The sequence below is a fragment of the Mucilaginibacter gossypii genome, from assembly GCF_017569325.2.
GTDB classification, from domain to species: Bacteria; Bacteroidota; Bacteroidia; order Sphingobacteriales; family Sphingobacteriaceae; genus Mucilaginibacter; species Mucilaginibacter gossypii.
Genome location: NZ_CP071878.2, coordinates 5,054,372 through 5,071,710 on the forward strand (window position 1 = coordinate 5,054,372; position 17,339 = coordinate 5,071,710).

The following is a 17,339-nucleotide window of genomic DNA, read 5'->3' on the forward strand; positions in this document are numbered from 1 at the left end:
GGATCAATGGTCAAAGCCCTCGGCAAAGAATTCTGAAGCCGGAATATCCAGGGTCTTCAGCACCTTCATGAGTGTCAGGAATTTTAAGTTATCGCCGGTCTCGTATTTCCCATATTGCGTGCGCGAAATGCCGCTTTCATAAGCGAAATGCTCATAATTGGAAAAACCTTTCTGAATACGCAGTGTCTTAATGCGTTTACCGAGCTGCTCTAAAAGCTGGATCTCTTCGGCGCTGAATTTTTCATTCTGAGTTTTAGGCATTAGCAAAGCTTGCTAATAGAAAGCGCTTTTAGTACCTGTTTAAAACGGTACTTTTAAAAAGGCATCCGTGTCTTACGCCCATTGATGTTAGGCCGGCTGGCGCGAGAAAAACACTTACAATGCAAATTGCAATCCCTGGTCGATCTTGGTAGCGATGAAATCGAAGCCTGTGGTGCTTATGTTTCCTGCAAACTCCTTGTTAAGCAATTCCAGGCCGTCGTCAATATGCATCTTAATATAACGGCTAATGTCCTTATCCGTCTTATAAACCTGGTAATGGACGCAGATCAGTGCAATGTAGTAGTCGGTATAGTCGCCGAAAAGCACTTTGGCGCTATATTCCTTGCCGCCCGAATCCTGGATCTTGGCCAGTTCCATTTTCCGGTCCAGGTTGATCGAGTAGGCCAGGGCCAGGCGTGCGATTATATTCTCCGCGCCGAGGTTCAGTTTGCTCGTGAGGCCGCTTACGATATCTTTGTTCGCTTTCGAGGTTTTGATATTACTGAACATAGGTTTGGCTAAGGTTATAATTAATAAATAATTGGTCCGCCCGGACTGGCTGGAACACCGAATGGTATTTACCATTCTGGCTGATCAGGTAAGCTTTGCCCACACGCGGGCGCATCCACTCATATTCCTGCTCATTCAGTTCCTTTTGCAACAGCGGGAACAATACGACCTGGCCGGAAAGGAACGGATAGAATTCCTGGATAATGTTACGGGAATGCTGTTTGTCGAACTTCTGGAGCGGGCTGTCTATAAATACCGGGAAGCGGATATTCGACTCGTCGACCAGCGCTTTCAGCATGGCTGTGGCATAGAGCTGCTGCTCTCCTTTAGAAAGCAGTTCCTTGTCGATGAACTGCTTTTGGTGGTCGTACAGTTCGATATCGATCAGGTCGCCGGAGATGACCACGTTGACCTTGCTGACAAAATCATCCTTGTGCATAAGCCGGTTAAGCTCCCGAAGGATGCTTTTTTCCAGGTTGATCTTCTTTTTAAGCTTCAGCTGGTTGATGAATTTATCCAGCTTTTCGATAAGCCTTTCGGCCATCACATCTTTTTCTTTATCGGTATCTTCAAGATCCACCTTCTTGCTCAATTCCGAGATCTTACGGGAAAGGACCTGTATCTCCGTTTCGGCCGTTTGTTTTTTTGCCGTGATACCCGCGATCTCGCTTTCCAGAGATCTGATCTCTTCATCGATACGGTCTTTAGACTGGCGGATCTCCATAATCACCGGATCCCGTTCTTTTGATTCCGCATCCGAAAGTTTGCGCTGCACATTGCTGTACATGGTCTGAAGCCGCTTTTGCTCCATCACTAATTGGCGGAATGTTTTGCTATAGGCGTTCTTCAAGTTATCGTAGATCGCAAAAAAGCGGTTTTGCTGGTCCAGGGTAAAGTCAAGCAGCGTTTTCACCTCTTGCAGGCGATCCGGCAACAATTCGGCCCGGATCAGTCCGAGCAAGGTTTCCTCGGTTTCCCCGGTGAAATTGAACCTGGACCTGAAGCTTTCCATAGCGGCGCTGATCGCAGAGAATTTGTCCTGCAGCAAAGCCCGGGAAGCAACACTGTTGTTCATCTCTGCTTCCAGTTGCTGCTTTACCTGTGCAACCTTTCCGGCCAGCATCGCGAACGGCGCCAGTTCCAGCAGTTCGTTAAAACGGCTTTTCGTTTTGAGCAGATCATTGGTATATTGTATCTGTTGTTCCTTCAGCCTTTTTAATTCTTCCAGGGTGATCGAACTGCCTTCGCGGATCAGCTGTTCCTGGTATTTATCCGAAGCCACTTTTTTAGAGTGGATGATCTCTGCACGTTCTTCGAGCTGCTGGATGTAATGCTGCCCCAGCTTTTTGTTCTGGAGATGTTGCTTACCAAGCTTTTCCAGCAGATCGCGATCGCTCTTTACCGCGGACTTCTGTCTCAAGCGCAACCGCAGGTTTTGGAGGTTGCTCTTCAGGTCGGTGTATTTTTTGATCCCCAATACTTCGGCATATGCCTGGCTCAGGTATCTTTTTTCTTCGGCGGTGTTGATGTCGGCCAGGGCAACGATCTTTTCCGCATCGAAAAAGAAAAATTTGGCGATCTCTTTGGGCAGGATAAAATCGTTGATAAAGATCTCCGGGCCGACCCCTTTGGTCAGTTCATTGGCCTTGCCGTCGATCAGTATCTCTACGTTTTCCTGATGGGATTTAATATCATAGGTCCTTTTGACTTCCACAAATTCACAAGGCACTGAAGGGATCATCAGCCCGGAGAGCTGCAATCCTACACTGAAAGAAGATAAGCCGGCCAACTGCTTTTTGAGCGCCAGTTTTGCCGCCGAGTTCGGTGTATCAGCGATCTCCTCCTGAACGGCGGCGATCTTTTCCACTGATTCGCTCAAGGCAAGACGGTTCATCAATTTTTCGCAGTAACGTTTGTACCCGCCCGATTCCATAATATCCTGCCGGTAACGCTCATCCACATCCGTCATTAACTTACCATACAACCCCCAGACCAGGGCGGTTAAAAATGAAGTCTTACCAAAGCCATTGTTTCCGGCGATCACCGAGATATTATTATTGATATCCGTGGCCAGTTCGAGCTCATTGCTCCCGTAGTATACCCGAAAATTAGTTAAAGATATCTTATTAATGAACATCCTGTTTTCTGTTTTTAATATGGTATTCCAGGTGATTTTCAATGTCACTCTGTAACCCGTAATTGTTCACCATAATATATCTTGATTTTTGGATCTCCAGCAATTCGTTGATCAGTCCGAATTCGGTATCATCATGGCAGGCTTCCTGCAAGATCTCTTTTTCGAATATGGTATTGTCGCTAAAATCCGTCTTATTCAATTCTGTTCCATAGACCTCGTTATAGATCTCGGCTACGCTGTATTTAAAGATCGAATCCCGGTGCCAGGTTACCTGTATGGCCACCAATTCCTGGTAGTTGATCAGGACCAGGTCAGGTTCCGTGCGCTGGATCTCCCGCTGGGCTTCCAGCAGTACCTTTAGCATATAAGCGCGTTTTTCCGGGTAATAGGGCCCCCAAACATCCTCACCGGTGATATCGCTGTTGCGGCGGCGCTTCTCGCGCCAGTCGCGGTTGTTTCGTTCTTCCTGGAGCATATCCCGAAATTCCGAAAGGGGCTCCATCCATTCTTCGCCATTATCGATCAGCGCTTCCATGGATTTGTCTTTATTGACTACTGTACAAACCCAGCAGCCAAAACGGCTGTTCCCGCAGGATGGCGTCGTGTCATCGATCACCAGCGGGCAGTCGCCCCCATTAGCATTACGATATAAGGTAACCAGATCGCGGTTCGTGCCGCCCCAGGGTGGGTCGACCTGCAAAAGATAGGTCCAAACCTCATCGGTCAGGACATCTTTGATCAGGGCAAATACATAAGCGCTGGGTAAAATATGTTTGCGCAACCTTTCCCCTTTTACCTCGTAACGTTTAATGCTTCGTGCGCGGTTCGTGCTTTCTGCCGACCGGGTACCCAGCAGGATGATGACCTCCCCGGTCTCGCTGATCTTAGATTTGATAAACTCGGTGGTCGGATTGATCTTCAGGCGCTCGGTGCACCAGCGGAACATATTATTGGGGGCCGGATAACCTTTACCCAACAGGTTAACCCAAAAGGTCTCTTCCAGTGAAGGGGTCGTTTCGTGAACGGTGATGGGCATACTCTGGGCAGCGGCGGCCACCTGAAGCCGGTCCAGTGTACGGTGGACGAACTGAGCGATCTTGGGGTTTTCGACCAGGGTATCGTTACACACGACGTAGATATGCCGTGTACGCAGTTCAGCAGGTATTTTTTTGATCGCGATCCACACGAGCTGAAGCAGCATGGTCGAATCTTTGCCCCCGCTGAATCCAATGATCCAGGGCCGGTCGCTGTGATCGTTCAGGTACTGATCCTGTATCTCAGATTCTAAATATTTAATATCTAATGCCATAGATGATCGGGGTAAAAACAGATATTCACACTAATATAGCCTTTTGTCCGGCATTCGCCGAATCGGTTCAAAATTAACTTAATGTGGAAAATTTTGACGTATATTTTATGTCATACCCGCAAATATTACTTAACGATCAGGTACTCACGGCATAAAGGTTGCAGGGAGAGCAGGTGCAGGTTAAAGCCGCTTGCGCAGCAGCCAGCGGAAAAACAATACCCAGGCTGTGCCGCCCGCACCGATGAGGTTCACCGTTAGCGGGTTGGTCGGGTTCAATAAAGTTTTATCTACGAAATGAGCGGGCGTTTTCATCCTAATAGTTGTTTAAGGGTAAATGGAGTGGGTTTGAGTATATCCAGTGGAAAGGCGGTGTCGCTGCCGACCAATTTTTGCCATAACTGGACGATACATGGATATACCAATGATATTGATCCCTCTTCGCCAATCTAAAGTGACCCCTCTGAGTTAGGGTTTGAAAGAGAGTAAAGTGTTGTACGGATAGGCTCCTGAGAGCGGATGTTTTTGTCCGGTTTAACAACTATTATTTTTACAAAAATACATTTTCTGATTTAGAGTTTCTTCTCCTTAGTGATTCGCCGTACAATTCGACCCTTAGAGAGTGGTGAACAATGCGGTCAAGGATAGCATCAGCGATGGTTTTCTCGCCAATAATATCATACCATTCCTTGACCGGTATCTGCGAAGTGACTACCGTAGAGCGCTTCTGGTGCCGGTCTTCTATGATATCCAGCAAAGAGGCCCTGCTCTGCGCATCAAAAGGCTGTAAGCCGAAGTCGTCCAATATCAACAGATCGGCCCGTTCTATTCTTTTCAGTTCCGCCAGAATGGTACCCTTTGCTTTGGCCAGCTTCAGCTGGCCCATAAGCTTAGCGATATTAACGTACAAGACCTTGTACCCATTCTGACAGGCCTGATAGCCAAGCGCCGTTGCCAGGTAGCTTTTACCGGTACCGGTGGAACCTGTAATGAACAGGTCCTTATGTTCCTTAACAAAGTCCAGTGCGGCAAGCCTGTGGACCTGGTTCTTTTCCAGTCCGCGATCAATAGCATAGTCGATCTGTTCAAGCGAAGCTTTATACCTAAAGCCAGCACCCTTAACAGCTCGTTCTACGTTACGGTTTCGTCTGTCATCCCATTCGCTGGCGACCAGTAAGGCGATGAATTGATCGGCTGTAAGCGACTCTTTTACTGAAGTCTCCAGATTGGTTTTGAAGGCATCATACATGCCGTAAAGGCGAAGCTGACGCATCTTGTCTAATGTTTCATTATTCATTTGTTCTATGTTTTATGGGGTTTACTGGTAATATTCTTTGCCTCTGATGTTGTTATGGGCGGGGATCGACACGGGTTCGTCTTCGTGCTGTAACTGGTCCAGGCGTTTCTTAAGGATCTCTTCGATAACCGGGTAGTTGTACTGGCCGAGATTGTCGGCCCAGCGACAGGCATCAGCCAACCTTCCGGCACCGACACGCCGGGCAAAGCTCAAGATACCGGAACATGACTTGTAGGCCTGTTCCGGGTAAACCTTATGTTCGAGAACTTTGGTGATATAACGGGCCACATCATCGTGAATGGCCTCTGCCTGCTGGATAAACTTCTCCGGCGACCATTCGGTAAGGAAACGGTGCTGCGAGGCCAGATGGTTCTCGTCTGTAGTGTAGCGGTATTTGATGCGGATACGGCGATGAGAAGCGATCAGGGTGTATTGGTAATAGACCTTCACCGCCATAGAGGTATATAAGACCTTTACTTTCTTACCGATGTAATTGTAAGGCACACTGTAATAGTGAATGTCTTCTCCCAAACGGATATAACCGTTCTTCATCACGGTAACCATGACCTGTTTATTGACCTCATAACGTAATGGGTTAAGCGGGCCCAGTGCTTCGCGTTCAACTTCTTCGAACTGTTCCCTTCGGGAATAAGTGCGCCCGGAGAAAGGTTTGTTGTTATGGATCTCCAGAGCAGGACGTATAGCCGAGTTCAGTGATTCCAGATCACCGAACTTCCGGCCTTCCAGCCTGGCGTATATGCTGCGGTAGATCAGTTTGACCGCACCTTCCACTAAAGACTTGTCACGCGGCTTATAAACACGTGCAGGGATAACAGTAACCGAGTAATACTCCGCAAAAGATGCGAACTCATCGTTCAGGATAGCTTCGTACTTATTCCCCCTGGTCACCGCAGACCGAAGGTTATCCGGAACTATGGCGCCAGGTACACCGCCAAAGTAATGCAGCGCGTTCTCACAGGCTTTGATCAGGTCTTCTTTTCGCTGGCTTTCTACTGCTTCCACATACGTAAGCTGGCTACAGCCCAGAATAGCCACAAATACCTCCACATCATGTGCCGTATCATCCTGGGAGGTGGTCAGTTGCAGCTTACTTCCCGTAAAGTCAATATACATCTTATCTCCGGCCTTATGATCTACATGCATAACAGGCTTGGATAACTGAAGATAGGTATGCACTGCGTTATTGAACCGAGAGCGGCCATAGCCATCAGGATGCTTTGCTATATACTCCGCATGCAGCATCTCACGGGTCACGCCCTTCTTTTTAAGTCGTTTACTGATCTCGGGAAGCATTCCCTCCAATACCTGCATCCGTGGGCTGCCTGCGGTCTTGGCTACTGTAGTGGTGAACAGGATAGCGAGCTCACTGTCGCTTTTGGCGCAAAACTCTTCGTGTGTGATACCCAGCGTATGCCACACACGCACATACTTTTTAATGGTGTTTCGGGAGATCCCTACCATCCCATGGATCGTTTTGATCCCTGTACCCTGGCAGTACAGGCGGATGATCTGTCGTAATCTATTCATCTTGATCGGTTTATTGGACATGTATTCGCTGGTTTTGTTTATCTAAAAAGCTAAACAAAAACCTTGTCCGCAGAAACCTACAAGTACATTACTTTAATCTCTTTTAAGGGGTCACTTTCACGTGGCGAAGAGGGGTCACTTTGCTTTGGTGAACGTGGTCACTTTCAACTGGCAAAAGGGGTCTTTTTGAGCTGGCCGGATAGGGTCATTTTCATGTGTTTTATCCACATACAAGCGGGGGGCATCAATTTCGGGTATGAAATAATTATTCACTTAATTCATTAAGCTATGCGAGGTGACGAACATTATGTACCATGGGAGAACTATCCTAAATTCCTACTATTTAATGAAATCTGCGATCCCTATCGCGCGCTACGCGACGCTTTTTGGGGCGAACCCGAAAGGAATAAACGTCTGCTGGAACAATTAAAAACATTTGCGCTAAGCGATACGCATTACCAGTGCGGCAAAGAAAGCCCTGCTAAAATGGTTCAGGCGGTAAACGAGTGGGTTTGGATGATTGAAATCTGCTATATTTTGTGGCTCGACAGAAAAACGCCGGATGATTGGGATAAGGCTGAACTTGTTGAGGGTTGGGAATTGCGGTTTGCCAGAAATACCTGGGAATATTTTCCAGATGATTTGTCATTTTGTGCTGCTTCTCCAAGATTCATCGACTTTTAGCGATTTGACCGATGAGGGCCAATGGTGATATTTGTACAATCTGGACTACTACAACGATAAGCTACTCGTTGCGCTAATAATAATTTAGTACTGTTGCTGAAATTATCTCTGTTTGAAGCCATATAATTAGGCTAAAATAAATAGAAGAAGTATTGGCTGAAAGTAAAAAGTAGCATAGGCTAAGCTGGTAAAAACAGGTCCACAGTCATATCCGTAAATAAAGTCTTCATAATGTTGGAATCAGTTTGAATTGTCAACTAAGGTACTGGCTTTGGGGAAAGGCGAATAGAGTCATTTTTTCCATCAACTGCCTTACCCTCGATGTCATATGATTGCCAATAATGAGAATGCTAAAGTATAAGATCTCTTTAGATGATAATTTCAAAAAATGTTTATTTATTTTTCTGACGTTTTGTTAATCACTGTATATTAGCATCATTATACTTTGTATAGTTAAAAATATAAGCTATTTAATACAACCTTATCACTTCATAATGAAACGCATCCTATTGACGTTGTCGTCGCTGTTTTTGTATACTATTTGTTCAGCGCAATCATCCGCTCGTGAATTTCAAAATCTAATCAATGTTGCTACTGTTTCCCCTGATGTGGCGAGCCTTGGTAAATTCGGTAATATACCGGTAAGCTATCCAACAGGGGTCCCAAGCATTACAATACCGTTGTATGAAATTCACGCAGGTAAGATAGACCTACCGTTGTCTCTTGATTATAACTCAGCAGGTATCCGGGTGGACGAAATTGCGTCCGGTGTAGGGTTAGGTTGGGCGCTTAATGGCATTGGGGCAGTATCGAGGAACATGGTAGGTTTGCCTGATGAAGGTACCGGAGGATATCTAAGTGCCCCTCCTGTCAACCAGTTGTACAATTATTGGTGGGGACAAGCCTACGGTCCCACTACCGATATGGCATATGCCAGTTTCTACAGGGACATAATGATGAATCAAAGGGAAACGGAGCCGGATATATTCTCTTATTCGACTATCGGTAGTGGAGGCAAATTTATATACAGGCAAAACGGCACATTTATGCAAACTCCTGTAACCAGTAATCGGATTGAAAAAGTTGGGGCTGATTTTAAAATTACGGATGAAAGCGGTATGGTTTTCATTTTTGATCAGCAAGAGCTTACGCAGGCTATAAGCGGTTCGTCGAGCAGTTACACCAGTTCCTGGAGGTTGTCAAAAATCATAGATCCAAGTACGGCAGATACGGTGTACATAAAATACACTTCTCATAGTGGCACACTGGAAAGGACGTGGAATTATAGTTATACATCTGGTACCGCCTGCTCAGCGCCTGGTAGCAACGTCGATGTTACCGGCGAACATTCGATGGTTACAACAACGTCCCATTCTATAGAACTTACTCCATCGGAAATTAACTGGCGTGGTGGAAAAGTTGTGTTTGTCAATGCTTCAGACCGGACAGACCGGCAACAGGAACTCCGGCTTGACAGCGTGAAAGTGTATGCCAAGCTTAATAATGCTTATACCCTTGTAAAGAAAGTCAAGCTCCACCAGTCAAATTTTTTCAGCAATCCCATCCCTGGACAAACTGCCGATTACCGGAACTATCGCTTGCGTTTAGATTCTGTAAAGTTTTTGCCGATCAATACGACAGACCAACCGCAGGTGTTTAAAATGACCTATGATAACAGTAATATGGCACCTAATGAATCGTATGCACAGGATCAGTGGGGATTTAACAACGGCAAATTCAATAATACCTCTTTAATGCCAGTACAGACTATCCTTTATAATGGTGCATATATAACATTTGGCGAGGCAAACCTGGATCCGGATTCAACGGCAATGGGAGCTTGGATGATTAGATCGATTGAATATCCGACAAAGGGGAAATCAGTGTTCGAATTTGAGCCACATAAATACAAATACAACACTAATGCGTCTGAGATTCAACCGGTTTTGATAAGCCAGAATGTTGATCTCCATGACGGCGTGCATCAAACCATATCATCAACATTTACAATACCAAGCACAGCTTCAGCGTTTCGGTATTCAGTTGATATCTCGACATACACCGCCCAGCAAGGTGTTACCGACTACCCCCGAGCAATATTGACAGATCAGACATCGGGACAGGAAGCATTAAGGGTTACAAACATCAATGGTAGCCAGCAAGTATCTACCGGTACCAATCAGATAACGTTAACACCTGGCCACACCTATCAGTTAACAGCAAGTACTTATACGTTAAATCAGTCGGTTCGCGTAAATGCAACTATTTCGTGGTTGCAACCGCCTGATAGTGCGTCGCTTCCTAAATTTAAAATCGGAGCAGGAATGCGGGTGAAATCAATCACTAACTATGACAACAACGGCACGTTTATTAGCAAAGATTCCTATGAATACGGTTCGAATGGGATTGGAGACATGATCACTTATCCAGCTTATTTGCTGTTAAACTACGAGGATGTATTTTATCGTTGTTCCTCCGCTTATCCGGGATCTCCGACGGGTTGTATTGTAGGAGGCAGCGATTACGTTAGAACATATCATAGCAGAAGTATCTATCCCGCAACACAATTTAGCGGTAGCCCGGTAGTATACGGAGCTGTTACAAAATACAATGTTGCTGCAAATGGGCAAACGGGTAATGGAAAATCTCTTTTTCAATACGAAGTTGTTAACGACAATTCGGCATATGCATCTACGGACTATGGGATTGTCGGCGCTGTATTGGTAAATAATGGCTGGCTAAATGGTTTCCTCAAACGGGAATCGGTCTATAAATCGACGGGCAGTGGTTACACTTTGATAAGTGCGAAGGAAAATAATTACACTATTCGTCGGCAGGATACATTAGTCGGCCTTAAGATAAAAGTCAAATACCAGGACGTCGGCGGTTGCCAGGGCATGGCTGATACAGTTTTCTTCAGGTACAATATTGGACTTTCTAAACAGTATTTTGCTCCAGTTCAGATGCCGGTATATACGGGAGCAAAATTGCTGCAAAGTGAATCGGATACAACATGGGATGATGCCGGGCGAAAATTGGTTATGGTGAAGAATTTTTATTACGAGGATCCTACACACAATTTTCCGACGAAAAAAGAAACATTCAATAGCGGTAGCGATAACCTGACCGACGTGATAAGCTATCCTCATAGTCTTGCGTCTCCTGGCAATGTTTATCAAAAAATGGTCGACCGTAATATTCTTTCTCCAATTGTACGGTTTCAGCAATTAAAGAACGGCAATCAGATCGCTCTGGCTAATATTAATTATTATGATTGGTTCGGTAACAGTAAATTGCTGCTCCCCCAAACCGTAGATCAGCAGGTTCAGACCAATCCCATTATCACACGAGTCCGTTTCAATAGCTATGATGCCTATGGTAATATACTTCAGCAACAGAAAGTAAATGGGCCTTACCAAAGTTACCAATGGGGATATAATAAGCAATACCCGGTGACAATAATATCCAATGCAGCAAATAATGAGTTTTATGCCGAAAACTTTGAGGAAAGCACCATCACCAATGTAATTACGGGAACAGGCCACACCGGCACAAAATATTACAATGGCAGTTATACCGTTAACTGGACGCGTCCTAACAGCCGGAGTTATGTGATCAGTTATTGGTATCTCAGCAACGGCTCCTGGTTGCTCCAAAACGCCGTGCCCTACACAGGCAGTTCTTATGCGCTCACAGGAGGATCAGCTTATGATGACATCCGGATTTATCCGGTCGACTCACAAATGAGCACCTACACCTATTCGCCGCTGATCGGTATGACCAGCGCTACAGATGCCAAAAACCAGACTACTTATTACGACTATGATGGACTTCAGCGCTTAAAGAATGTCAAGGACAAAGACGGAAATATTGTTAAACATGCTGAATACCACTACAAAGCACAATAAAAGAAATCGCTGAATGAAAAGAATGATAATAGTCATCATAATGATGGCGGCAAGTATAGTGAAGAGCCATGCGCAACAAGCTGACAGTGTTAAAATAAACCGGATAGGTTTTATCAGGAACTTATTGAAAACGGATACTTCGACAGCGCGGAAGGCCAGTGATATCCAGGATAATTACAAGCAGGCTGTAAAGCTGGTGTTGGGCAATGGGGCATTAAGCGACCCGCAGAAACGTGCTGCTATTGACTCGCTGATGAATGAGAAGAACAGGCAACTGAAAGAATTGTTACCAGAGGCACAGCGGAGCCTGCTAATCCCGACGACGGAACGGAAGCGTAACTGGAAACGGGACACAACCGCGAAGGCAAACCAATAACATCATATAGTTACATTTCAAACTTATCAGAATGAGAAAGATATTTTGCCTGCTGCTGTTATTGGCGGGTATAACTAACCGGACCCTTGCCCAAGGAACTACGATGGGCACCGCTATTAATGCAGGCAGCTACAGTACATCAGGTAATTATTCGGATACAAAAAACAATTCAACGGGCTTTGTAAATAATTATGGCCAGGCATCGAACGATGTATGGTACACGTTTACAATTAGCGGGGCTACGAATACGGTACTTGTGTCGCTCTGTGGCAGCAGCTTTGATACTTATTTACATGTGCTAAACAGCGGCGGTACAGAGATCGCTACTAATGACGACAATGGTCCGTTATGTACCGGCACACAGTCCTCCCTGAGCCTTTCGAACCTGGCACCAGGCACCTATTATGTAGATGCTGAGGGGTATTCGAACAACACAGGCGCTATTGCTTTTTCCCTGAATGTGACAATTGTTACCCCGCTGTCAATTAGCTATGCAAGTCCGCAAACCTATTCTGTAGGCACGGCGATCACAACCCTAAGCCCATCGCTAAGCGGCGGTACTGTACCAGCGGCAGGTCAGACATCTACATTTGCAGGCATTACCGATAACTTCAACCAGCCGCTTGGCGCTACTGTTGATGCATCAGGCAATGTCTATATCGCAGAAGGAGGTTCACATGTTATTCGGAAGATAACACCCGCAGGACAGGTTAGTGTATTCGCAGGGAGCTATTCCCAGGGATTTACCAATGGAACCGGGACATCCGCGAGTTTCTATCACCCGGTAGGTCTTTCAGCAGATGCTTCCGGGAATATATACGTAGCCGACGAGGATAATAATGCCATCCGTAAGATAACGCCGGCAGGAGTAGTAACCACATTTGCCGGCAATGGGGCACAGGGCAGTGCAGATGGCGCAGCCGCATCAGCGACTTTTTATTATCCTTGCGGTGTAGCAGTAGACGGTTCAGGCAACGTGTATGTGGCCGATGCATTTAATAATAAGATTCGCAAGATTACGTCTGCAGGGGTGGTAAGCACACTTGCGGGCAGCGGTACAGCAAGTTCGGTAGATGGCACCGGTACAAGCGCTACATTCAACCAGCCCTTCAGTGTAGTGACAGATGCGTCAGGGAATATTTATGTGACAGACCGGGTCGGCGCAAAAATCAGGAAAGTCACCCCGGCAGGTGTCGTAACAACGCTTGCAGGTAGTGGTACGGCCGGTTTCGTAGATGGTACAGGGAGCGCAGCAAGTTTTAATGCACCGACGGGTCTTGCAATTGATAAGGCGGGGAACCTGTATGTTGCGGATGAGACAAATAACCGGATTAGGAAAATTACACCAGCGGGCGTTGTAACGACGTTGTCGGGCACAGGTGCCCAGGGCAGCAATAACGATGTGGGAACGGCTTCTACGTTTAATCTGCCTTTTGCAATAGCTGCAGATGCTGGAGGCCTGGTATATGTAGGAGACTTTACGACAAATCTGATTCGCAAGATCGTGGCCACGCCGTATACAGTGAGCCCTGCATTGCCTGCAGGACTATCGCTGAACAACGCAACCGGCGTAATCAGCGGTACTCCCTCAGCAGCGAAGGCACAAGCGACCTATACGGTCACCGCCAATAATAACAACAATTCTGCTACTGTGCCGTTGGTGATCACGGTCAATGCAGCACCAACACCAAGTCTAAGCCAGGATCAGAACTATGTTGTGACCTATATACCGAATAGATCTGGGATTAACACAGACGCAAGGCTTGACGGGCTAAAAACAAATAAAGATTCGGTACAAACAACTATACAATATCTGGACGGCTTAGGCAGGCCGTTGCAAACAGTACGACGGCAAGCTTCCCCAACAGCAAGGGATATCGTTCAACCTTTTGTATATGATCAATACGAAAGGGAAGCATTCAAGTACTTGCCATATGCTGCATCTTCGACAGCTTATGGAACATATAGAACAGATGCGCTGGCCACCGGAGCGGGCGATGCACAGTTCTACAATCCCTCAGGAAATCCAGCCACAACTGTAACCCAGCAAACGAATGGAGTGGTTAACACTGCTTATCCCTTCACGCAATCAATATTCGACGCGTCGCCGGAAAATCGTGTCATTGAAGAGGGAGCACCAGGAACTGCCTGGCAATTGAGCAGTACACCTGGCACCGGTAGCAGCAATCATTCCGTAAAAGTGGTGATCTCTAATAATACTGACAGCACTTTTACTACTTCCATCACCAACAATAACGGCAGCAGGCGGGTGGCGTTTTATACCGCTGCAATCAATACCAATCAAAGCCGAAAACTTGGACGGACAAATAACACAGCAGTCTATGACAATAACCAGCTAATGGTAACCATTACCCGGAATGAGAATTGGAAACCGGGTGACGGCTGCTTCAATACTATGGAAGAGTACAAGGACAAAGAAGGCCATCTGGTATTGAAACGCACTTATAACTTAAAGGTAACAGGCACAACAGCAGCCCCGGTTAAAACAGCAGAAATGTTGTCCACCTATTATGTATACGACGACCTGGGCAACTTGTCATTTGTATTGCCTCCAGGGGCGAACCCGGATGCTACAGCATCCCTGAGCCAGGCAACAATTGATAATGCTTGTTATCAGTACCGTTATGATACCAGGAACAGGTTGGTTCAAAAAAAGATACCAGGCAAAGGTTGGGAATACATCATTTACAACACGCTTGATCTGCCCGTTGCCACGCAAGATTCGGTACAGCGGATGAAGTCGCCGCAGGAATGGACAATCACAAAGTATGATGCTATGGGTAGAACAGTGTTGATCGGCCTATATCAGTATGGTTCTACAGCTGGCATGGACAATCATGCCACCATCCAAGGCTTCGCAGATGTACAAAGTGCACAATGGGAAACGCCGGTAGCTACCGGCAACGGCTATACGACGAATACGTGGCCTACAACATGGACTACAACCCTGGGCTTAAACTATTACGATAGCTATGCGGGGATACCCAGCTTTCCGGGCACTTACGACCAGACTGCCAATCCGACGTTTAGCAAGCAGACAAACGGTCTTTTGACTGCGTCCAAAACGCTGGTGCTGAATACTTCTGGCGACTATCTGTGGCACGTTCCGTATTATGACAACGAAGGACAGGTAATCAAGTCATTCACTCAGCACTACGTGGGCGGCGGTTCGGCGCTAAGTCTGTATAACTACGATGCCGATACCACGACATATAACTATCTAAAGCTGCCTACCCAGATAAAACGGTCACATTATCTGAAGAATACCGGCGGAACTACCGGGGTACTGACACTGACAGAGACAAATTACTATAGCTATGACCATGTAGGGCGTAAGCTGGGCACCAGTCACCAGATGAGGGACGGAAGCAATGCCTCGCAGGCAACTATTATACTGGCCAGGAGCGACTATAATGAAGTGGGACAGTTCCGGTATAAGCGCCTGCATTCCGTTAATAGCGGTGCAAACTGGCTGCAAACGATAGATTACCGTTACAATGCGAGGGGCTGGCTGAGCAGTATCAACAATGCTAATTTAAATAGTGATGGGGGACTGACGAACAATGACACGAACGACAAATTCGGAGAGGAGTTGAGCTATGACGCGACAACATCTGTAACAAAACAATACAACGGGAATATTGCAACGGCCGTGTGGAAATCTGCCCCTATTATTATTGGAGGGACAACTATAACACCTGTAAAACAAACTTATGATTATGGGTATGACAACCTGAACAGACTACGATCTGCCGTATCAACCAGCAGTACCACTGCCAAGGACAACCTGTATGGTGAAAATGTGACCTATGATAATATGGGTAACATTACAGGCCTGGGCAGGTATGACAATATCAGCGGCAAAACGCAGATTGATACGCTGACCTACACCTATAGTAATTATAAGGTGACCCAGGTTGACGATGCATCGTCTTATGCAGGGACAGCCGGTTTCCAGGACCCGGTAAAGCAGGCTAATGAATATACGTACGATGGTAATGGTAATGAGCTGAAAGATATGAACAAAAGTATCAGCAGCATTACCTATAACACACTGAACCTGCCGCAAACGATCACTAAAGCCGACGGCAGTACGATAACTTATGTTTATAGCGCATCGGGCAACAAGCTCAGGAAAATATTGACCGCAGGTGGTAATACAACAATCACAGAGTATGACAATGGGATACAATATGACAACAGCACTACGACGGTCGCATTTATTCAAACCGAAGAAGGCCGGGCAAGGAAAAGTGGTTCTGCCTATGTGTATGAATATGATCTAAAAGACCATCTGGGCAATACCAGGGTAATATTAACACCTGACCCGGCGGATGGCACACAGCAAACAGCGAAATTATTGCAAGAGAATGATTACTACGCATTTGGGTATGGCATTCAATCAACGCAGCAAACTATATCTCCTAAAAATGAATACCTCTATAATCATAAGGAATTACAAGAGGAAACGGGCCTGTATGATTATGGCGCAAGGTTCTATGATCCGGTGATAGGTAGGTTTATCAGTGTTGATCCGTTAGCTGAGAAAATGCGAAGATTCAGTACTTATGATTATGCTGACGATAATCCGATACGAAATATTGATCCGGATGGCAGACGTACAACCACACCCTCGAATCCTGGACCGGATAACTCCAAGGCCAAAATAATAAGGGAAATCTTACAGGACCAGGATTTGAGTGAAACATATTATGTCAATAGTAAAGGGAGGCTTTACATAAAAAAAGCTTGGAATCTTTTTTCATATCTTAGTAAAATAACAAGCACAGCAGCATTAGTTTTCTTGCCGCTCGAAACATCAGACCATGATGATATTCCAAAGGAGGCAACGCAAAACAGAATGGATGATGAGGCAGATCAAAAGGACTACAAAGCCAATCCGAAGGTCGCGACGGATGACGATGGATCAGGTCGTAAATATCTGACTTATACAAAGAAGAGGCTGAATGCGGACGGGTCGATAACAGTATATAGTGGCCGTACGTCCGGGAGGGCGGATGAAACAGATGATGCAATTTTAAGAAGACGGGACGCTACGCATCATATGAATGGTTTTGGAGATGCGGTTATAGACAGAAGTTCAAAAAATAGGTTCGCCATTCGTGGCAGGGAGCAACAACTGATCGATTTTTTTGGAAGAGCTCAATCAGATGGAGGAACTTCTGGCAATAGAATTCGCGGTGTTTCTAAGGTTAATCCATTGGGGCGAATATATCACGCGGCCGCTAATGCGAAATTTGGACAATTGAGTAAATTCACAGGTTATTAAT

12 protein-coding genes are annotated in these 17,339 nt (G+C 46.0%); 4 read left to right on the forward strand and 8 right to left on the reverse strand.

All coding sequences use genetic code 11. The features are described 5' to 3' along the window. Positions 1-3 precede the first annotated feature (3 nt). The 8 genes from J3L18_RS21085 to J3L18_RS21120 form a co-directional block, all read right to left on the reverse strand. Complete coding sequence (locus J3L18_RS21085; protein ID WP_129569820.1) at positions 4-261, reverse strand: helix-turn-helix domain-containing protein; 258 nt, start codon at positions 259-261, stop codon at positions 4-6. Positions 262-375: 114 nt separating this feature from the next. Further along, a complete protein-coding gene (locus J3L18_RS21090) occupies positions 376-771 on the reverse strand; it encodes a DndE family protein (protein ID WP_129569819.1) in 396 nt (131 codons plus the stop codon). Beyond that, entirely contained in the window at positions 761-2,956 is a 2,196-nt protein-coding gene (locus J3L18_RS21095; protein WP_129569818.1) for a DNA sulfur modification protein DndD, read from the reverse strand. The genes J3L18_RS21090 and J3L18_RS21095 overlap by 11 nt, the downstream gene beginning before the upstream one ends. Next, positions 2,898-4,217: a DNA phosphorothioation system sulfurtransferase DndC gene (dndC, locus tag J3L18_RS21100; RefSeq protein WP_129569817.1), complete on the reverse strand. Its 1,320-nt coding sequence runs from the start codon at positions 4,215-4,217 to the stop codon at positions 2,898-2,900. Before dndC ends, J3L18_RS21095 begins: the two co-directional genes overlap by 59 nt. Before the next feature lie 180 nt (positions 4,218-4,397). Then, the gene (locus tag J3L18_RS21105) at positions 4,398-4,529 is read right to left on the reverse strand and encodes a hypothetical protein (RefSeq protein WP_262511175.1); all 132 of its coding nucleotides are present in this window, start codon (positions 4,527-4,529) and stop codon (positions 4,398-4,400) included. A gap of 235 nt (positions 4,530-4,764) precedes the next feature. After that, positions 4,765-5,487 carry an IS21-like element helper ATPase IstB gene (gene istB, locus J3L18_RS21110; protein ID WP_223266180.1) on the reverse strand — a complete coding sequence of 241 codons (723 nt, stop codon included), beginning with the start codon at positions 5,485-5,487 and terminating at the stop codon, positions 4,765-4,767. A gap of 45 nt (positions 5,488-5,532) precedes the next feature. Continuing rightward, the gene (gene istA / locus J3L18_RS21115; RefSeq protein WP_223266179.1) at positions 5,533-7,059 is read right to left on the reverse strand and encodes an IS21 family transposase; all 1,527 of its coding nucleotides are present in this window, start codon (positions 7,057-7,059) and stop codon (positions 5,533-5,535) included. Positions 7,060-7,194: 135 nt separating this feature from the next. Beyond that, positions 7,195-7,332: a hypothetical protein gene (locus tag J3L18_RS21120; RefSeq protein WP_189549251.1), complete on the reverse strand. Its 138-nt coding sequence runs from the start codon at positions 7,330-7,332 to the stop codon at positions 7,195-7,197. A gap of 15 nt (positions 7,333-7,347) precedes the next feature. Here J3L18_RS21120 and J3L18_RS21125 point away from each other — a divergent pair, with 15 nt between their 5' ends. The 4 genes from J3L18_RS21125 (at position 7,348) to J3L18_RS21140 (ending at position 17,338) form a co-directional block, all read left to right on the forward strand. Continuing rightward, positions 7,348-7,743, forward strand: a complete 396-nt coding sequence (locus J3L18_RS21125; RefSeq protein ID WP_129569814.1) for a hypothetical protein — start codon at positions 7,348-7,350, stop codon at positions 7,741-7,743. Between the two features lie 494 nt (positions 7,744-8,237). Further along, a complete protein-coding gene (locus tag J3L18_RS21130; protein ID WP_129569813.1) occupies positions 8,238-11,651 on the forward strand; it encodes a hypothetical protein in 3,414 nt (1,137 codons plus the stop codon). 13 nt (positions 11,652-11,664) lie between these two features. Then, entirely contained in the window at positions 11,665-12,027 is a 363-nt protein-coding gene (locus J3L18_RS21135) for a hypothetical protein (RefSeq protein ID WP_129569812.1), read from the forward strand. Between the two features lie 31 nt (positions 12,028-12,058). Beyond that, a complete protein-coding gene (locus tag J3L18_RS21140) occupies positions 12,059-17,338 on the forward strand; it encodes a DUF6443 domain-containing protein (protein ID WP_129569811.1) in 5,280 nt (1,759 codons plus the stop codon). The last annotated feature ends 1 nt before the right edge of the window (position 17,339 follow it).